Source organism: Bradyrhizobium sp. CCBAU 25338 (assembly GCF_028128965.1).
Lineage (GTDB): Bacteria > Pseudomonadota > Alphaproteobacteria > Rhizobiales > Xanthobacteraceae > Bradyrhizobium > Bradyrhizobium liaoningense.
In genome coordinates, this window is sequence record NZ_LFKY01000043.1 from 921,706 (window position 1) to 939,512 (window position 17,807).

Below are 17,807 nucleotides of genomic sequence, written 5' to 3' on the forward strand. Positions count from 1 at the left end.
CGGACTTGACGGACGAAGACCTTGATCGGCTGTTGCAATCCGACGGCGTGAGGCTCGGCCGGGCCCAGCGCGACCGCCTGGACTGGCTGTTCAAGCAGTACGGCGCGCCGCGCGACGATTTCAGCGAGTGCCGGCGGAGCGGCGTTATCATCCTCAAGGAGCCGCCAAGCGGTGCGGCCGCCGAGCTGTTCTACCGCTCGCTAACGCCCGCCTGCGCCGTCGTCATTCCCAGAAGCGAAAACCCCGGCTTCGACTTCCTCAAGTCCAAGCTGACCGAGTTCGGCACTGTCGGCCCCTGCGGCGCGGACGGCCCGCACGAAATGTGGTGGGGCGGCATCGGCTGGTCGAAATTCCTCGCCGCCGCCGATTCATCCACCGTCCGTCCGCGGATCGTCTCCTGCTACCCGCGCGGGGGCGACGCAACCGCGGCCTTCGCGCTCCGGCATTCGCTCGAACGGTTTGACCTCGCCTGCCACATCGAGCCGATCGACACCCAGCTCGGCGACCGCTTCCTCTGCTTCGAGAAAGCCGAGTTCATGATGCGGATGTGGAACAAATATCGCGAGCCGCTGCTGTTCGTCGAAGCCGGCGCGGTGGTGCGCGAGGCGCCGCTGCTGCCGTCCTTCCTCGGCTGCGACGTGGCCTTGCACAAGTGGAATCGCTGGGAGATGTCAGCGCGCACGCTCTATCTCGGCCGCACCAAGGCTGCGGAGATGATGCTGCGCGCCTGGCAGCAGCTCGCCGCATCCTATCCTGCGATCTGGGAGGGCTATCTGCTCGACCAGGCCTGGAGCCTGACATCCTCGCAGACGCCTCTCGACACCGTCTGGCTGCCACGCTCGTACCACGCGCTCCGGGGTGACCTCGGCGCGATGCGTGCCACGATCCTGCACGACCAGCAAACGACGACGCTGGAGCTCGGTCCCGATCCCGCCTTTGCCGGCATCGCGCGCGCAGCCCGCCGCGCCGGACGTACCGGCGCTCGCGACGCCTTCATGGTCATGACCTCGAAAGCCGAGACCGGCACCGGCATCGCCGTAATCCTGCGGGACGTCTCCACCAGCGACGCTGGCGCGGTGGCTGCGACCGTGGAAGCCGTGACGGGCGCCTATGCCGCCAATAGCGGCGGCTACGGCTGGCTCGAACTGTCCCTCTGCGCCTGGCAGGACGACGTCGGCGCCGCCCGCGAAGCCGCCGCCCAGGCGCGTTACCGCATCCTGGAGATCGCGCCGGGACAGCGCATTGCCAACGACTTCTTTGCGACCCACGCTTCCGACGAAGCGGTCATGGCCGCCCGCCATCTCTTCCCCTGACGGACACCTCACGATGCTCAAGACCATCATCCTGCTCACCGACACCGTGCAACAGCAACGGCCGCTGGCCAATCTGCTCCGCGAACACAATCGCGATCTCACCTTCTGCTCGGCGCTGCGCGCGTCCGACCTCAGCGCGATCGAAGCCGACGTGCTGAGCGAGGCTCGGCTGGTGTCGTTTGCCGCCGACGTCGCCGCCCCGGAAAAGTTCCTGCTCCGGCTCGGCTATGGTGCCTACAAATTCTACGCCGCGCCGACGCAATTTCCGGGCCTGCCGCCGGCGCCCGACGAGAGCGACGAGAATCCGCGCTGCTATTCCGTGATCGCGCAATCGATGACGATCTGGCCGGATTTCAAGAAGGTTGTCGGCCTGGAGACCGTGACGATTCCCGACGGCACCTCTGATGCCGAGCGTGAGCGGATGGTGTTCTCTCGCCTCGCGCACCTGTTCTGGCAGATGTCGGGCATGATCGCCGGCCAGGCCGTCGATCTCCCCGGCATCATCGAGTCCGGCGAAAACCGGCGTCCAGCGCTCGCGATGATGAACTAAAGGCCGCTGGCGCAGTGCGAGGCGGCGCGGAGAGCGCCTTGCGGTGCTCCGGCGCCGCGATCGCGATCGTCCGGCGCGCCCCCGCACGGCAAGGCCGCAGCCGCACACGGCGGCGGGCGACCAGCTAGAACGAAGTGCCGCCCCCAAACCTGAACTCCTGAACCGTGTCGTATTTGCCTTTCGTCAGCGGCACGGCATAGTCGAAGCGCAGTGGCCCGAACGGCGAGGCCCAGATCAGGCCGACGCCGACGGACGACCGCACCAGATTGCCGTCGTCGTATTGCAGTCCGCAGGTCGGGCAGGCTTTGGTGTTGACTTCGCCCGTGGCCGACCATGAGGTCGGCCCCTGGTAGCCCCAGAGCGATCCGGCATCGGCGTAGACCGCGCCCTTCAGGCCGACTTCCTTGGGAAGGAACCAGAACGGCATCTGCAACTCCATCGACGCGCCCCAGTATTTCGTGCCGCCAAGCGCATCGCCGCTCCCGCCCAGGCTCCAATAGGTGGTGTCGCGCGGACCGATACCATTGGACGCGAAGCCGCGCACGAGGTTCGGCCCCATCTGGAAGTGATCCAGCATGCGCAGGTCCTGGTTGCCGAGCTTGCTGAGGAGACCGCCCTGGAGATGGATCACGCTGACGATATCGGACACGAGCGACGTGTAGTACTTGGTGTCGACCGCCGTTTTCAGATAGGTGACGTCACCGCCGACACCCGCGAAATCCTGCTTGAAGTCGATGAGCAGACCGTCCGTGGGGTTCTTGGTGTTGTCGAGCGTGTTGTAGTTCAGCGTGTAGCCGAGCGCCGACGTCCAGGTCGCGCCGTTCGCCAGCTCTCTCCGGACCGGCAGACTCGACTCACCGTCGCCATAGCAGCCGTATCCGTAAACGCCCGAATCCGTGGAATTGGTCGGGTCCACGCCGCCCAGAACGCTCCTGATGTAGGCCGGTGTCGGATTGAAGGCCAGCGACGTGTTCGATGCGTTGTTGTTGCAATTGTTGTAGGCGCTGGCGAGCGTGATGCTCTGCTGATAGAGCGAATAGCGGAGCTGGAGTGAGAGGTCCTCGCGCAACGCAAAGCCCAGGCGCGGAGAAAAGCCCAGCGTCGTCACGCCGTAACTCGTGTAGCTGTTCGCCAATTGCTGGCGCCAATAGGTGTCGAATCCGAGCGCCAGCCGGTAGTCGAGCAGATAAGGCTCGACGAAGGACAGCGATATACCGCGCGAATACTGGCCGTAGCTGACGGTCGCCTTGGCGTAGAGCCCCTTGCCCAGCAGGTTGCGCTCGGAGACCGAAACCTCGGCCAGCGCGCCGTCGGTGGTTGAGTAGCCGCCCGAGATCGAGAAATCGCCGGTCGATTTCTCTTCCATGTCGACGATGAGGACGACGCGGTCGCTCGACGAGCCCGGCTCGGTCGTGATCTTCACGCTCTTGAAATAGTCTAGGTTCTTCAGGCGCCGCTCGGCACGGTCGACCAACGCGCGGTTGTAGGCGTCCCCCTCCGAGAGATCGAATTCGCGACGGATCACGTAATCGCGCGTGCGCGTGTTGCCGCGCAGGTTGATGCGCTCGATATAGGTTCGCGGGCCTTCGTCGACATTGAAAACGACGGACACCGTGTGCGCCTCGAAATTGCGGTCGCCGGCGGGACGGACCAGGGCAAAGGCGTAGCCGCGGCGCGAGGCCTCGATCTGCATGTCTTCGGTCGACTTCTCGACCGATTCGACGTTGTAGAGCGAGCCGACATGGACGCGCGAATAGACGCGTAGCGAGGATGGATCGAAGTTCGGGATGCTCGAGCGGAAGTCGACCGCGCCGACGCGGTACTGCGCGCCCTCCTCGATCTTGAAGGTGACGAGAAAGCCTTTTTTCTCGGGATCGTATTCAGTGAGCGCGGCGACGACCTGGACGTCGGCGAAGCCGTTCTTGAGGTAGAAGCGACGAATCAGGTCGCGATCGGCCTCGACGCGATCTGGATCATAGATGTCGTTGCTGCCGAGAAAGCTGAACAGATTGCTTTCATGCGTCTTGATGACGTCGCGCAGTCGCGAGGCCGAGAAGGCGCTGTTGCCGATGAACTCGACGGACTTGACCGGGGTCTTGGCGCCCTCCTCGATCGTGAAGATGAGATCGACGCGATTGCTCGGCTGCTCGATGACCTCGGGCGTGACGCGCACGTCATAGCGGCCGGACCGGCGATAGATTTCGGCGATTCGCAGCGTGTCGGATTGTACCAACGCCCGCGAGAAGGTCCCGCGCGGCTTGGACTGGATCTCGGCCGAGAGTTGCTCGTCCTTGATCTTCTTGTTGCCCTCGAAGGCAACGCGGCCGATCACGGCATTTTCCACCACCGACACCACGACGCGGCCGCCGGACTGACTGATCTTCACGTCCTGGAACAGGCCGGTCCCGACCAACGCCTTGAGTCCGTCATCGAGGGCGGATTGATCGAGGCGACCGCCGGGGCCGGGTTTGAAGTACGAGCGGACCGTCTCGACCGCCACGCGGCGATTGCCTTCGACCACGATCGTCTCCACGCTCTGCGCAGCCGCCGGCTGCGGCAACAGCACGACGGGAATTGAACTCGCAATCGATACACCACTCATCGCCACCGCGATCAGCAAGCCCCGCAACACCGACATTCCACACCTCAAGAGCACCTCTTGCTCTGAAACGAAACGGCTGTGGCCGCGATGTGGCTTTGATATTGCTGTACTGTTTCCGGTCGTTGAAATTGATTGGCGGATCAGCCGCGCGAGTACGGCCGCCCCTGTCGACCGCGCGAGCCTTCGGCGGCCAAAGACCGACATGCGGACGGCCTCGCACGAGCCCATCAGGCGAGCGCGCAGCAACATCCCGCAACGCCTGAATTCTTTACAGCCCCTGAAGTCGGTGCGAGAGGCGGCGGCATCAGGAATTCGCACGGGGCATTTGCCGATGAACGCGCTTGTCGTGACCAGAACGGTGCTGGTCGTCCTCCTCTCCTCGACCCTCACCGCTCACGCCGCAACCACGCGCAAGCGCGATCGACAACAAGCGATGCATGATGTCGTCTATGAGTATGGTCCGCACGGGCCCAACCGGTCCTACCAGTCCGGCCCGCATACGCGCGTCTATGTGAGCAAGCGGTCGTGGCTGGATGGCGGGACCGAAGTACTTCCCGGGGAGCGTAAGTTCACCGACTACGCGTTGCCGCCTGGCACGTCGTTCGCACGCGGCAACAACAACCGGCCGCTCGATCGTCAACCCCTGAACCCGGATTCGGACCTGGGTGGATTTGCGCAGAGGATTCCGATTTCGTGGTGATCCGACTCTCCCGTGTCCCGGACGAACTACAACGCGTTGAGCGTTGTGGTGCAGAGCCGGGACCCGGGAAGCGACATGGTATAGTGCTGATAGATGGGCCCCGGCTGGGCAGCGCACTGTCGAAGGGATGCTGCGCTGCGTCCGGGGCACGAGAGTGGAGTATGGCGCACGTTCTCTCCGCCTCGTCATTGCGAGGAGCTCTTGCGACGAAGCAATCCAGACTGTCGCTGTGGAACGATTCTGGATTGCGTCGCTGCGCTCGCAATGACGGAGGATGAGGCGGCATCGCAGCCTCTGCGCGCATTTGAAATCGCAGACATGCCTTCGCGTTCTCGCGGCTGAATTCGCCCGAGCTTTGCTTCGTCGCTCACCCTCTTGAGCCGAGAGGGCGCAGGGAAGACCGGGTGCCGGCCGGCACCCGCGGTCCGCTGCGCGAAGATGTAGCGCAAGAAGACCGCACAGCAGCATACAGGTGTAGCCAATCACTCGGCCTTCCCTGCGCGATGGTCGGACGGCTTATGCCGTGCTCTCCCGGGAGCCGAGTTCGTTCTGGCCTCCCTCACTCCCGCGAAATTCACCGGCGCCGCGCCGGTTGACGCGACTGCCGCCTCCGCAAGAGCTTGACCGTAGCAACGACGGCCAGGACCACACGGTTTTGCCGTACGCGCGGCCCGCCATTTCGCCGCAGTTTTCCCAGCCCTGTCGACGGAGCTGGAAACTTACAGGCGAGACGAAGCCTGACAGCGCCGCTCGTCCGCACGCGGTTTCGGGCTCACGGAGAGCAATCCGCCCTGCCCTTCACCTCTCGTGCACGACGCTGCCGCGTCCACCGCAAGCCCGGCTCGCGACAATGACGACCTCATGATCGCCCCTCAAGGATGAGCCGGGATGGGCGACACATACGTCAAATCCGAATTTCGGTAAAGTGGAATATTTTCGCAAAGAGGGCTTGACGCAGCAGCAAAACAGGGTCGATGTCCTGCCTGGCAGGCACCGTGCGGAGGGCGCGGAATGCCCCGCAACATCTGTTTACATTCAGCAACATTCCGGCTGCCGAAAGGCCACGATCGCGCGGCTAGTGGGCCCTGTTCGTCGTACCCTTCCGAAGGCCATGGGCACCGCACGTCCCGCGGCAAGGCCCATGGATCTCAGCCGATTTGATGCCGTCACACTTGTTCGTCGCAGTTCCCACGCCATCCGCAGAGGAGAACCATCGCCCGACGCCGTCCCCACTGCGCGCCGCCCTGTCGCGCGCCGGATCGGCCTGCGTCGCGCTGATGTTGGGTGCCACACTGGTTGGCTGCGCGGTCGGGCCGGATTATGCCGGGCCGCCCCGGCTGGACATGCCGTCGCACTGGAGCGCGCAACCCACGTCCCGGCGGCAAGCCGGCACGCTGGATCGCTGGTGGCTGCGCCTGCGCGACCCCCTGCTCAACCGGCTGATCGAACAGGCCGTCGAAGCCAACCCCGATGTCGCCAAGGCCAAGGCAGTCGTGCGCGAGGCGCGCGCAACGGTGCAACAGACCGGCGCCGGCCTGTTTCCCTCCATCAGCGGCTCGGCCTCGGTGACCAACAACAAGACCAGCGCGGGCTCCGCCACGGCCGTCGTCGACACAGCGCCCTACACGCTGCACCAGGCGAGCTTCGATTCGAGCTGGGAGCTCGACCTGTTCGGCGGCACGCAACGGAGCATCGAAGCAGCGGTGCGTGGGCAGCAATCGGCCGAGGAGGATCTGCGCGACAGCCTCGTCACGCTGATCGGCGACGTTGCCGCCTATTACGTGGAGGCGCGCGGCTACCAGGCGCGGATCGCGCTGGCGCAGCGAACATCGGTCTCGCAACGCGACACCGAAAAGCTCACCCGCAGCAAATACGAGGCCGGCAGCGGCAACGCCGTCGATCTCGCCAAGGCGACCGCACAAGCGGCGAGCACAGAGGCGAACGTTCCGACCTATCAGGCGGCGCTCGCGGCCGACATTCACCGGCTCGGCATCCTGCTCGGACGACCGCCCGACGGCGTCGCTTCGCTGATGGCACGGTCCGCGCCCGTGCCTGCACCGCGCATGCCGTTGCCGACGGGCCTGCCCGCCGATCTCCTCATGACCCGCCCCGACGTCGCCAGCGCCGAGCGCAAGCTCGCCCAGACCACTGCCAAGATCGGCGCGGCCGAGGCCGACCGCTATCCTGCGGTGTCGCTGACCGGCTCGGTCGGCACCTCTGCGCTGCGCGCCGGCGACCTCGCAAAATATTCCAACGTAAGCTGGTCGGTGGGCCCCTCGGTCACGGTGCCGGTGTTCGACGCGGGCAAGCGCCTGGCGACCGTCAGGATCGCGGAGGCGCAACGCGACCAGGCGTTCGCGACGTTCCATTCGACCCTGCTCACCGCCTTTGAAGACGTCGAGAACGCGCTGGTGTCGATTTCGCAAGAGCGCGTTCGCACGGTCAAGCTGGCCGAGGCAGCGAAGAACTATCGCGAGGCCGCCCGGTTGTCGCGATCGCTGTTCGAGACCGGCAGCGCGAGCTTCATCGACGTGCTGGACGCCGAACGCTCGCTCTATTCGGCTGAGGATTCTCTGATCCAGAGCAAGGTGTCCGTGGCCAAGGATTACATTTCCCTCGCGAAGGCGCTGGGGGGCGGCTGGTCCGATCCGGTCGACACATCGACGCCGATCATCGTGGACACCAATACAGGGCCACACTTCCGGGAGGCGGTGAAGTGACTGATATCATCACCGCCAAGCGCGTGAAGATTGCCGCCGCGGTGGTTGCCCTCGTGGCAACCGGGGTGGTGGCCGCCATGCGCTTTCCGGCGACGTCGAGCAAGGGACAGTCCTATATCACCGCGCCGGTCACCGTCAGCGATCTGCGCGAGGAGGTGCTCGCCAGCGGCACGCTCAAGCCGGCGCGCCTGACCGCCGTCGGCGCGCAGGTGTCGGGCCGGATCACCGCCCTCAATGTCCGCGTCGGCGACAGGATCAAGGCCGGCGACGTTATCGCGCAGATCGACCCCGTCACCAAGCAGAACGATCTGCGCAGTTCGGAAGCTTCGCTCAAGAACTACCGCGCGCAGAAACTGGAGAAGGAAGCCGCGTTGGTGCTGGCGGAAGCCAACCTCGCGCGACAGCAGGCGACACTGGCACAACGCGCCACCTCGCGCAGCGATTTCGACAGCGCGGATTCGACGGTGCGGCAGACCCGCGCCCAGATTGCCGCGCTCGATGCTCTGATCGTGGGAGCCGAAGCCAGTGTCGAGACGGCACGGGTGAACCTCGACTACACAAGGATCACCGCGCCCATCGACGGCACGGTGCTCGCCACCGTGGTGCAGGAGGGACAGACGGTCAACGCGGTGCAGTCCGCTCCGACCATCGTCGTGCTCGGCCAGCTCGAGACCATGACGGTGCGGGCGGAGATCTCCGAGGCCGACATCGTCAAGGTCAAGCCGGGCCAGGCGCTGTATTTCACCATCCTCGGCGACCAGGACCATCGCTACGAGGCCAAGCTGGAGCAGATCGAGCCGGCGCCCGAATCGATCAAGAGCGACGCCAGCTTCTCCTCGACCACCACGTCGAGCTCGAGCACGAGTTCGAGCTCATCGAGCTCCACCAGCACCGCCATCTACTACATCGGCGTCTTCAACGTCCCCAACAAGGATCTTTCGCTGCGGACCTACATGACCGCCGAGGTGCACATCATCACCGGCGAGGCCAAGCGCGTGAAGGTCATCCCCGCGCTCGCGCTGATGCGGAAATCCGACGGCCGCAGCACCGTCCGCACCCTCGACGCGTCGGGTGACGTGCGCGAGCGCGAGGTCAAGACCGGACTCAATGACCGCACTACGGTCGAGATCAGGTCCGGCCTCGATGAGGGCGACCGGGTCGTCACCGGAGAAGCCAGCGAGCAGACCGCATCGCGCAGCATGTCCGGCGGCCCGCCGGGAGGTCTCTGAGATGGCCGATCCGATCATCGCCCTTGAGAACGTCAGGCGGGAATTCTCGGCCGGTGACACGCGCGTGGTTGCGCTCGACGATTTGTCGCTGAGCATCCAGCCCGGCGAGATGGTGGCGATCATCGGCTCGTCCGGATCCGGAAAATCGACGCTGCTCAACATTCTCGGCTGCCTCGACCGACCGACCACCGGCACATATCGTGTCGCCGGCAAGAACGCCTCCGAACTCGACGCAGACGAGCTGGCGGCGCTGCGGCGCGAGCATTTCGGCTTCATCTTCCAGCGCTATCACTTGCTCGGCGATCTCTCCGCGGCCGAGAACGTCGAGATCCCGGCGATCTATGCCGGGATGAAGGCCCGGGAGCGCCGCACGCGCGCAGAGCAGCTGCTCGCAAGGCTTGGTGTGGACGACCGGCGCGGCCACCGCCCTAACCAGCTGTCGGGCGGCCAGCAGCAGCGCGTCTCGATCGCACGGGCGCTGATCAACGGCGCCGAAGTCATCCTGGCGGATGAGCCGACCGGCGCGCTCGACCGGCGCAGCGGCGAGGAGGTCCTGAAGATCCTGAAGGAGCTGCACGGCGAGGGACGGACGATCATCATCGTTACCCACGATGCCGATGTCGCCGCGCGGGCCGAGCGCATCATCGAGCTGCGTGACGGCAGGATCGTTTCCGATCGCCGCACCGAGACCGCAGGCGCAGCGGCGCCGGCTGTTGCGGCGCCTCGGGCCTCATGGGACAGCGGCGCCGGCTGGCCCGGCGCGCTGCGGCGCCTGCGGGAAGCCTCGCGAATGGCGCTGGTGGCGATGGCCGCTCACCGGCTGCGCGCCTTCCTGACCATGCTCGGAATCATCATCGGCATCGCCGCAGTGTCCTCCGTGGTTGCGCTCGGCAACGCCTCTCAGCGCAAGGTGCTGTCGGACATTTCGAGTCTCGGCACCAACACGATCGAGGTGTTTCCGGGCAAGGATTTTGGCGACGCGCGCGCCGGCAAGATCAAGACGCTCGTCCTCGGCGATGCCCGCGCGCTCGGCCAGCAGGGTTTCATTGCCGGAGTCACACCGACGGTCTCGACCAGCACGACAGTGCGCTATCGCGGCAGCGAGTCCAACGTGCTCGTGAACGGCGTCGGCGAGAGCTATTTCCAGGTCAAGGGCGCCAAGCTGGCGAAAGGCCGCTTGTTCGACTCCGACGCGGTGCGCAACATCGAGCGGCAGGTCGTCATCGACGACAACACCCGCAAGACCTTCTTCGCCGACGACCAGAACTCTGGGATCGGCCGCGTCATCTGGCTCGGCAAGGTGCCCTGCCGCATCGTCGGCGTCATCGCCCAGCAGCAGGGCGGCTTCGGCTCCAACCAGAACCTCTCGGTCTATCTTCCCTACACCACCGTGCAGGCACAGTTCACGGGCGACCGCTCGCTCCGCAGCATCCTGCTCCGGATCAGCGACGAGATCTCGACCACGCTGGCTCAGGATGCGGTCACCACGCTCTTGACGAAGCGGCACAATACCAGGGATTTCGTCATCCTCAATACCGACGACATCCGCCGCACCATCACCAGCACGACGCAGACCCTGGCGTTCCTCGTGGCGGCGATCGCGGTGATCTCGCTGGTCGTCGGCGGCATCGGCGTGATGAACATCATGCTGGTGTCCGTCTCCGAGCGAATCAGCGAGATCGGCGTGCGCATGGCGGTCGGCGCCAGACGCAGCGACATCCTCCAGCAGTTCCTGGTGGAGGCGACCCTGATCTCGTCCATCGGCGGCATCGCCGGTATCCTCGTCGCGATCCTGCTCGGGACGGTGGTCAATATGGCAATGCCCGGATTCCAGGTCAGCTATTCGCTGTTCTCGATCGGCGCGGCATTCCTGACCTCGACCGGGATCGGGGTGGCCTTCGGCTTCTTCCCCGCCCGCCGCGCCGCCTTCCTGGATCCCGTGGTGGCGTTGAGCCGTGACTGACCGTAGGATTGCAGACATGACCGTAGTTCTTCGGACGAGACAATCGTCCGCAAATCGACCAACGATCGGCAACCCCGATGCGATCTCAAACATGACCAACGGCACGCAAAACATCCTGATCGTCGAGGATGACCGGCAGACCCGCGACCTCATCGCGCGCTATCTGCGCGAGCATTCGTTCGAGGTCCACCTGGTCACGAACGGCAGGGAGATGGACCGGCATCTCTCGCATAACCGGGTGGACCTGATCGTGCTCGACCTGATGCTGCCGGGCGAGGACGGTCTGAGCCTCTGCCGCCGCGTGCGCATGGAATCCATGACACCCATCATCATCCTCACCGCGAAGGGCGAGGATCTCGACCGGATCCTCGGTCTCGAGATGGGGGCCGACGACTATCTGCCGAAGCCGTTCAACCCGCGCGAGCTTCTCGCCAGGATCAACGCCGTGCTGCGCCGCCAGGCGAGCGGCCGTGCCGCCGGCGGCGCGGCGACACGCCTGAAATTCCTGGGCTGGATCATCGATCTCCGTTTGCGGGAGTTGCGCGACCCCGAGGGCGCGCAGGTGCCGCTGACCAGCGCCGAGTTCGACCTGCTGCAGGTTTTCTGCGAACGGGCCGGCCGCATCCTCACCCGGGACAATCTCCTGAGCATGACGCGCGGCCGGCCCGGCGGCAACTTTGGCCGCAGCATCGACGTGCTGGTCAGCCGGCTACGCCGCAAGCTCGACCGCACCCAGGACACGTCCGTGATCAAGACCGTCCGCACCGGCGGCTACATCTTCACGCCGGTGGTGGAGGAAGCATGAGCCGCGCCGCCGATATCGTCGCGCTGTTCAGCTTCAGGCGGATCAGTGGCCAGATCGCAGCCTTGGTTCTGGGATCACTGATCCTGATCCATGTGCTGATTGCCGGATACTTTCTGCTCAGCCGGCCGAACGTTCTGACGGACAGCCCGGTGGAGCAGTTCGAGCTGGTTGCGAGGATCATCGCCAATACGCCGCAGGGAGAGCGAGATCTCGTTCTTGAAAACCTCAGCCGAACCTTTCCGGCGCTGAAGCTGCAATTGAAAAAGGATGTTTCCGCCTCCATCGCTCCTTTGCCGGAACGGACGCGCCTGAACACCCCCTCGGCTATTGAAGGCCCGGTCGATCTCATTCGCGGTTCCACACCGGAAGACAATCGCCTCTGGTTCTATCTGGCAAATGGCGACGTGCTCGAGGCGACGATCGGGACATTCAAGATGCCTGCCTTCGTGAGCGGCCTCTGGACGAGCACGCTCCTGTTCCTGGTGGCAAGCGTGACGCTGCTCGGCGTCTGGGCCGGCCGCGCGCTCAGTTCGCCCCTGTCGGCCTTCGCGCGCGCGGCGGAGGACTTCAGCTTGAATCGCTCGTCCGAACCGTTGCCTGAGAACGGCCCGGAGGAAATCCGATCCGCGGCGAGAGCGCTCAACCGGATGCGCGAACGCGTTACCGCACTGATGAACGATAGAACTCGAATGCTGGCCGCCATCAGCCACGACCTGCGCACCCCGATTACGCGCCTGCGGCTACGCTCGGAATACATCGAGGATCCAGCACAGCGCACCCAGACCGTACGCGACCTCGATCAGATGCAGTCGATGCTCGAGTCGGTGCTCTCGCTGCTGCGCAGTGAAAGTGCTGCCAGACCGACACTGGTCGACGTTGCCGCGCTGCTCCAGATGGTTTGCGACCAGTTTTCCGATAGCGGCCACGCGGTGCACTATCTTGGTCCGGACAGAGCCGCATTCATGGTCCGGCCGGACGAAATCATCCGCGCGGTCACCAACCTGGTCGAAAACGCCACACGCTTCGGAACCGAAGTCAGCGTCGAGCTCCTGATCTCCGGGAACCAGATCATCATCGACGTCGTCGACGACGGTCCTGGAATACCCGATGAGAAGAAGACGGCGATGCTGGAGCCCTTCGTGCGAGGAGAAGAAGCCCGCACCATGGACGAAACGGCGGGATTTGGCCTCGGCCTCGCGATCACGCAGGCGATCGTGACCGCGCATGGCGGAACGTTGCTGCTGCTCGACAATGAACCGAGGGGTCTTCGCGTCCGCCTGCTGCTTTCCAATGCAGACCGTAGCCACGACTGACGCTGCCGTCCGCATCGTTCCGGAAGCAAGGGGGGCAAGTGGGGACGGACCGTCAAGACGGCCGGAATCGACCCGCAATAGACACCGGTGTCGAAGAGGCGGCGCCGGTTTACGCTGCCGGCAAAGCAAAAGAAAACGTCGCGCCGCCGTCCGGATCATTCGCGGCGAGAAGCTCGCCGCCGTGCTCGCGCACAATGCCGTAGCTGATCCAGAGGCCGAGCCCCGTCCCCTCGCCGACTCGCTTGGTCGTGAAGAACGGCTCGAAGATGCGGCTGATGTGATCCTTGTCGATTCCCGGACCGTTGTCCGAAATCCGGAACAGGATCTCGTTGCCCTTGCGCGCCGCCGAGACGACCAGCCGCGGCAATTCGGTGCCGCGCATCGCGTCGATCGCGTTCTCGACGAGATTGACGATGACCTGGTGCAACTGTCCCTCGTTGCCGGAGATCCAGAGTTCCGGCTCGAGCTCCATCTGCAGGTCGATGCGCACCTGCTTGGTGCGGACGGCCCACATCACCGCGGTGTTGATCAAACGCTCGATATCGACACGCTCGACCTCGCCGAGCTTGCTGAAGGAGAGTCGGCGCAGATTCTTCACGATCTCGCTGATCCGGACCGCCCCTTCCATGGTGCCCTCGATCAGCGGGCCGAAATCCTCCATGACCTCGTCGATGCGCAGGCTCTTCTTCAGTGCGGCGAGGTCGCTCGCCCGTCCCTTGCCGTGGATCGCGTCGAGATAGGCGACGATGGCCGCGCGGTAGCGGATCAAGGTGTGAATGTTGCCGTAGACGAAGCTGATCGGATTGTTCAGCTCGTGCGCGACGCCGGCGACGAGACGGCCGAGGCTCGCCATCTTCTCCTGCTCGACCAGTTGCCGCTGGGCACGCTGCAATTCGTGATGGGCCTTGTGCAGCGCCTCATAGGCGCGGCGCAGCTCGCCGATCGGCCGCCCCGTCAGCACCACGCCGATAAAGCGGCCACGATGATCGTGGCGCGGCGAGCTGTTGATCGCGAACAGATCGGTGCTGCCGCCGTCGGTCGCGAACCTCAATTCACCGTCGACGACGTCTGGCGTGCCGCGCGGCTTCAGTAGCGGCAGCAGCTTGGCGCCGTCGGCGCTATCGATGACGTCGGCGATGCTCCTGCCGACCACGTCCCCGACGCTGCGGCCGAGCGCATGCTGGAACGCGGAATTGACCTGCTGCACCATCCCCTTGGCATCGCAGACGATCAGGATGTCCGAGACGGATTCGATGACGTTGGTGACGAAGGCCTGCGCCTCCTCGAGCTCCGCGTTCTTGTGCTCGAGGTCGACCTCGTAGCGCAACAGGTCGGAATAGACCTCGTCCATCTTGCGGATGACTTCGATCCAGGCGCCTTCGCGCTCGCGGTCGAACTCGATCGCACCGCCGCTGGTGACCAGCTTGAGCAGCGAATCCGCCTCACTCGCTTCAGGAGAATGCGTCGCCTTTGGCATTTTTTCTCAGATCATACCTGGTCAGCTTGTTCCTGAGCCCTACCCGCGAGAGACCCAGCTCGCTGGCGACGCGGCTGATGTTTCCGTCGTTCCTCTCCAGGCAGTTCATGATAACCGACTTCTCGAGATCCTCCACCTTGTCTTTCAGCGAGGCCGATCCGTTCAGCTTGCCGTGGGTCGGCGGCGGCGCGAATCGCTTCCCGTTGCGGCGGCCGAGCAGCGGCGGCGCGCGCAGCTCATCCCGGTCGGCGAGCACGACCATGCGCTGGATCTCGTTCTGGAGCTCGCGTACGTTGCCCGGCCAGTGATATTTGCCGAATTCATCCAGGGCCGAACGCGCAAAGCGCAGATTCGGCCGGTTGAAGGAACTCTTGACCGCCGACAGCACACCCTCCGCAATCAGCGGGATGTCCATCGGGCGCTCGCGCAGCGCCGGCATGTGCACCGGGAATGCGGCGAGGCGGTAGTAAAGGTCGCGCCTGAAGCGACCGGCCTCGACCTCCGCCTCCAGGTCGCGATTGGTCGCCGCCACCACGCGAACGTCGACCTTGCGCACGCGCTGCGCGCCGAGCGGCCGGATCTCGCTCTCCTGCAGCACACGCAGCAGCTTGACCTGGAACGCCGGCGAGGTCTCGCCGATCTCGTCGAGGAAGATCGTGCCGCCATCGGCGACCTCGAACAGGCCGATGCGGTCCTGATAGGCGCCGGTGAAGGCGCCCTTCTTGCAACCGAACAGCTCGCTTTCCAAGAGCTCGTCCGGCAGCGCGCCGCAATTCTCGACCACGAACGCCTTGTTGGCCCGCGCCGAGCCGTAATGGATCGCGCGCGCCAGAAGCTCCTTGCCGGTGCCGGATTCCCCGGTGATCAGAACCGAGATATCGTAGTCGGCGGCTCGCCTGCCGAGCTCGATCACGGCGTGCATCGGGCTTTCCGTCGAATGCACGATGCGGTCGAAATCGTAGAGTTGCTTGGCCACTCCGCGCTTGACCGAGACGACCTTCTTGATGTGCCCCGAGGTCGCCTTGACGTCGACGCCGGCGGTCTCGGTCTCCTTCTGCAGCCGATAGAGCTGAACCGCCTCCTTGACGGTTTCGACCAATTGGTCCGGCTGCCAGGGCTTGGTGATGTATTGATAGATGCCGGCCTCGTTCAGTCCCGCGATGATGTCCTCGGAGTCCGAATAGCCGGAGATGATCATCCGCACCGGATCCGGCCAGAGCTCGCGGACGCGCTTCAGGAAGCTCACGCCGGATTCGTGCGGCATCCGTTGGTCGCACAGGATCGCGTGGACGATCTCGCCCTCCAGCAGCTTCTCCGCATCGGTCGCATTGCCGACGCAGAGCACCTCGAAATCCTCCCTGAGCACGCGCCGCAGCGCTTCCTGCGAACGGACCTCGTCGTCGATGACGAGAATGGTTCCCTGAATGCTCACGATGGCACCGCCATGCCGACAGGCCGATCTGGCGCACGCCGGGACCGGTGACCAGCGATGGTCAGCGGCGTGCGCGACTTCGGCACCTTGTGGATGAAATTGTAGCGCGCGACGTGGTAGCTCGGATCGAAGCCGTAGAAATTCAGCTTCATCCGCCGCAGCTCCTCGTCGCGGTAGCATTGCAGCGGCTTCTCGGCCTCGTCGGCGGCGCGCCGCTGCCGCTTGGCGGCGAGGCGCGAGGCAAAGCCGGCATCCGACGCCATAGTAGAGCCGAACTTCACGAGGCTAGCATCAGCTAGCGCCTCGCCCGACAGCACGCGATCGACGATGCCGAGGCGGCGGGCCTCCGCCACGCCCATCGGGAGCCGGCATTGCGTGATCCGGGTCGCGTTCGCGGCGCCCGCACGGCGCGGCAGCAGATAGGTCCAGTATTCCGAGCCGTAAAGATTGCCCATGTCCTTGTAATGCGGATTGAGGACGATCTGGTCGCTCGCCCAGACCTCGTCGGCGGCGAGACTGAGGAAGACGCCGCCTGCACCCGCATTGCCGCGAATGACCGAGACGACCAGGCGGTCGGTGGTCTCGATGATCGCACGGGCAAGATCGTCGATCGCATTGATGTTGCGCCAGGACTCATCCGCGGGGCTGTCGGCCGCCTCAATTTCTGCAAGATGAATGCCGTTCGACCAATAATCCGGGCCACCGGTCAGGAGCAGCACCCTGGTCGGGCGCGCCAGCGCCGCGCGATAGGCCTCGAGCAGGGCCTCGCAGTCGCCGGTCGCCATGGCGCCGTTGTAGAAGGAGAACGCGAGCTCGCCGACCTCGCCATGCTCGCGATACCGGATCGGGGCGTAGCCGCAGCCGGGCCGGCGCGGCAGCTGCGCCGCCTCGGCGGCGAAGACTGTCGCGGCCGGCAGCTTCAGGCTCTTCGGCGCGAGCTTCCTGACATGCCCGATCCAGACCGCACCATCGACCGTGGCGCGCGCCAGCGCGCCGTCGCATTGCGCGACGACCGTGCCGGGCACGCCGGAGATGCCGTGAGCCTCATGCGCATCGAACAGCCTGACCTCCTGGAAGAACAGGCTGTCGACCAGGCCCGGCATGCCGTCGGCGCTGTCGATCTTGCGCAGCACGGTCGCGGTGGTGTCGTGCTGCCAGTCGATCGCCCGGTCCGGCTGGCGACAAGGTCCGCGCACGCGAATGCGCGGGTCGTCCGCATCCATCGGCTGCGGGGCAGGCCGTCCGGATTCGATCGCCGCGACCGCTTCGAGCACCGCCGCAACCGCGCAGTACGTCACCTCGTTGCGGTAGATGCTGGACTTGGCTGCGCGCCGCATCGGGAAGCTGCGGAACGCCCAGACCGGACCAGCGTCGAACTCGCCGTCCGCCTGCAAGACCGTGACGCCCCCCTCGCTTGCACCATCCAGAATCGCCCAGTCGAGCGCCGCCGGACCGCGGTCGCCGGGCGGACCGGGATGAACGACCAGACAACGCACGCCGCGCCAGACGTCGTCGGGAATCGCCCGCTTCAGGAACGGTGCGATCACAAGGTCCGGCCGATGCAGCGCCACGCTCTCGCGCGTGACCTCGGCATGGATGTCGAGCTCGACCGCGACATCGTGGCCTCGCTCCCTGAGCTCGACATGGAGCCGCTGCGTCAGGCTGTTGAAGGAATGCGACAGAAGCAGAATGCGCATGATGGG

At 65.1% G+C, this 17,807-nt stretch carries 12 protein-coding genes; 8 read left to right on the top strand and 4 right to left on the bottom strand.

Annotation, left to right across the window (positions count from 1 at the left end; genetic code table 11):
- Positions 1-5 precede the first annotated feature (5 nt).
- Together ACM42_RS38080 and ACM42_RS38085 are read left to right on the top strand one after the other, a co-directional pair.
- Positions 6-1,313 carry a hypothetical protein gene (locus ACM42_RS38080; protein WP_271533583.1) on the top strand — a complete coding sequence of 436 codons (1,308 nt, stop codon included), beginning with the start codon at positions 6-8 and terminating at the stop codon, positions 1,311-1,313.
- Between the two features lie 13 nt (positions 1,314-1,326).
- Complete coding sequence (locus ACM42_RS38085) at positions 1,327-1,863, top strand: hypothetical protein (protein WP_271533585.1); 537 nt, start codon at positions 1,327-1,329, stop codon at positions 1,861-1,863.
- Between the two features lie 124 nt (positions 1,864-1,987).
- On the opposite strand, the gene bamA is transcribed toward ACM42_RS38085, so the two are convergent.
- Positions 1,988-4,465 (bottom strand): outer membrane protein assembly factor BamA, encoded by a 2,478-nt coding sequence (gene bamA, locus ACM42_RS38090; RefSeq protein ID WP_442868974.1) that lies wholly within the window; start codon positions 4,463-4,465, stop codon positions 1,988-1,990.
- Positions 4,466-4,796: 331 nt separating this feature from the next.
- Between bamA and ACM42_RS38095 the strand changes: the two genes are divergently transcribed.
- The 6 genes from ACM42_RS38095 to ACM42_RS38120 all read left to right on the top strand — a co-directional run bounded on the left by ACM42_RS38095 (position 4,797) and on the right by ACM42_RS38120 (position 13,195).
- Entirely contained in the window at positions 4,797-5,165 is a 369-nt protein-coding gene (locus tag ACM42_RS38095; protein ID WP_271533762.1) for a hypothetical protein, read from the top strand.
- Positions 5,166-6,325: 1,160 nt separating this feature from the next.
- Positions 6,326-7,885, top strand: coding sequence for an efflux transporter outer membrane subunit (locus ACM42_RS38100; protein ID WP_271533589.1), 1,560 nt, complete (start codon positions 6,326-6,328; stop codon positions 7,883-7,885).
- Positions 7,882-9,114, top strand: coding sequence for an efflux RND transporter periplasmic adaptor subunit (locus tag ACM42_RS38105; protein WP_271533590.1), 1,233 nt, complete (start codon positions 7,882-7,884; stop codon positions 9,112-9,114). Before ACM42_RS38100 ends, ACM42_RS38105 begins: the two co-directional genes overlap by 4 nt.
- A gap of 1 nt (position 9,115) precedes the next feature.
- Positions 9,116-11,077 carry a MacB family efflux pump subunit gene (locus ACM42_RS38110; RefSeq protein ID WP_271533592.1) on the top strand — a complete coding sequence of 654 codons (1,962 nt, stop codon included), beginning with the start codon at positions 9,116-9,118 and terminating at the stop codon, positions 11,075-11,077.
- 91 nt (positions 11,078-11,168) lie between these two features.
- The gene (locus ACM42_RS38115) at positions 11,169-11,882 is read left to right on the top strand and encodes a response regulator (RefSeq protein ID WP_271533764.1); all 714 of its coding nucleotides are present in this window, start codon (positions 11,169-11,171) and stop codon (positions 11,880-11,882) included.
- The gene (locus ACM42_RS38120) at positions 11,879-13,195 is read left to right on the top strand and encodes an ATP-binding protein (RefSeq protein WP_271533594.1); all 1,317 of its coding nucleotides are present in this window, start codon (positions 11,879-11,881) and stop codon (positions 13,193-13,195) included. The genes ACM42_RS38115 and ACM42_RS38120 overlap by 4 nt, the downstream gene beginning before the upstream one ends.
- 109 nt (positions 13,196-13,304) lie before the next feature.
- On the opposite strand, the gene ACM42_RS38125 is transcribed toward ACM42_RS38120, so the two are convergent.
- From ACM42_RS38125 to ACM42_RS38135, 3 genes are read right to left on the bottom strand one after another with little or no spacing between them, the layout of a single operon-like run.
- Positions 13,305-14,672 carry a sensor histidine kinase gene (locus tag ACM42_RS38125; RefSeq protein ID WP_271533596.1) on the bottom strand — a complete coding sequence of 456 codons (1,368 nt, stop codon included), beginning with the start codon at positions 14,670-14,672 and terminating at the stop codon, positions 13,305-13,307.
- The gene (locus ACM42_RS38130) at positions 14,647-16,104 is read right to left on the bottom strand and encodes a sigma-54-dependent transcriptional regulator (protein WP_271533597.1); all 1,458 of its coding nucleotides are present in this window, start codon (positions 16,102-16,104) and stop codon (positions 14,647-14,649) included. The genes ACM42_RS38125 and ACM42_RS38130 overlap by 26 nt, the downstream gene beginning before the upstream one ends.
- Positions 16,101-17,801: a hydrogenase maturation protein gene (locus ACM42_RS38135; RefSeq protein WP_271533598.1), complete on the bottom strand. Its 1,701-nt coding sequence runs from the start codon at positions 17,799-17,801 to the stop codon at positions 16,101-16,103. The genes ACM42_RS38130 and ACM42_RS38135 overlap by 4 nt, the downstream gene beginning before the upstream one ends.
- Between the last annotated feature and the right edge of the window lie 6 nt (positions 17,802-17,807).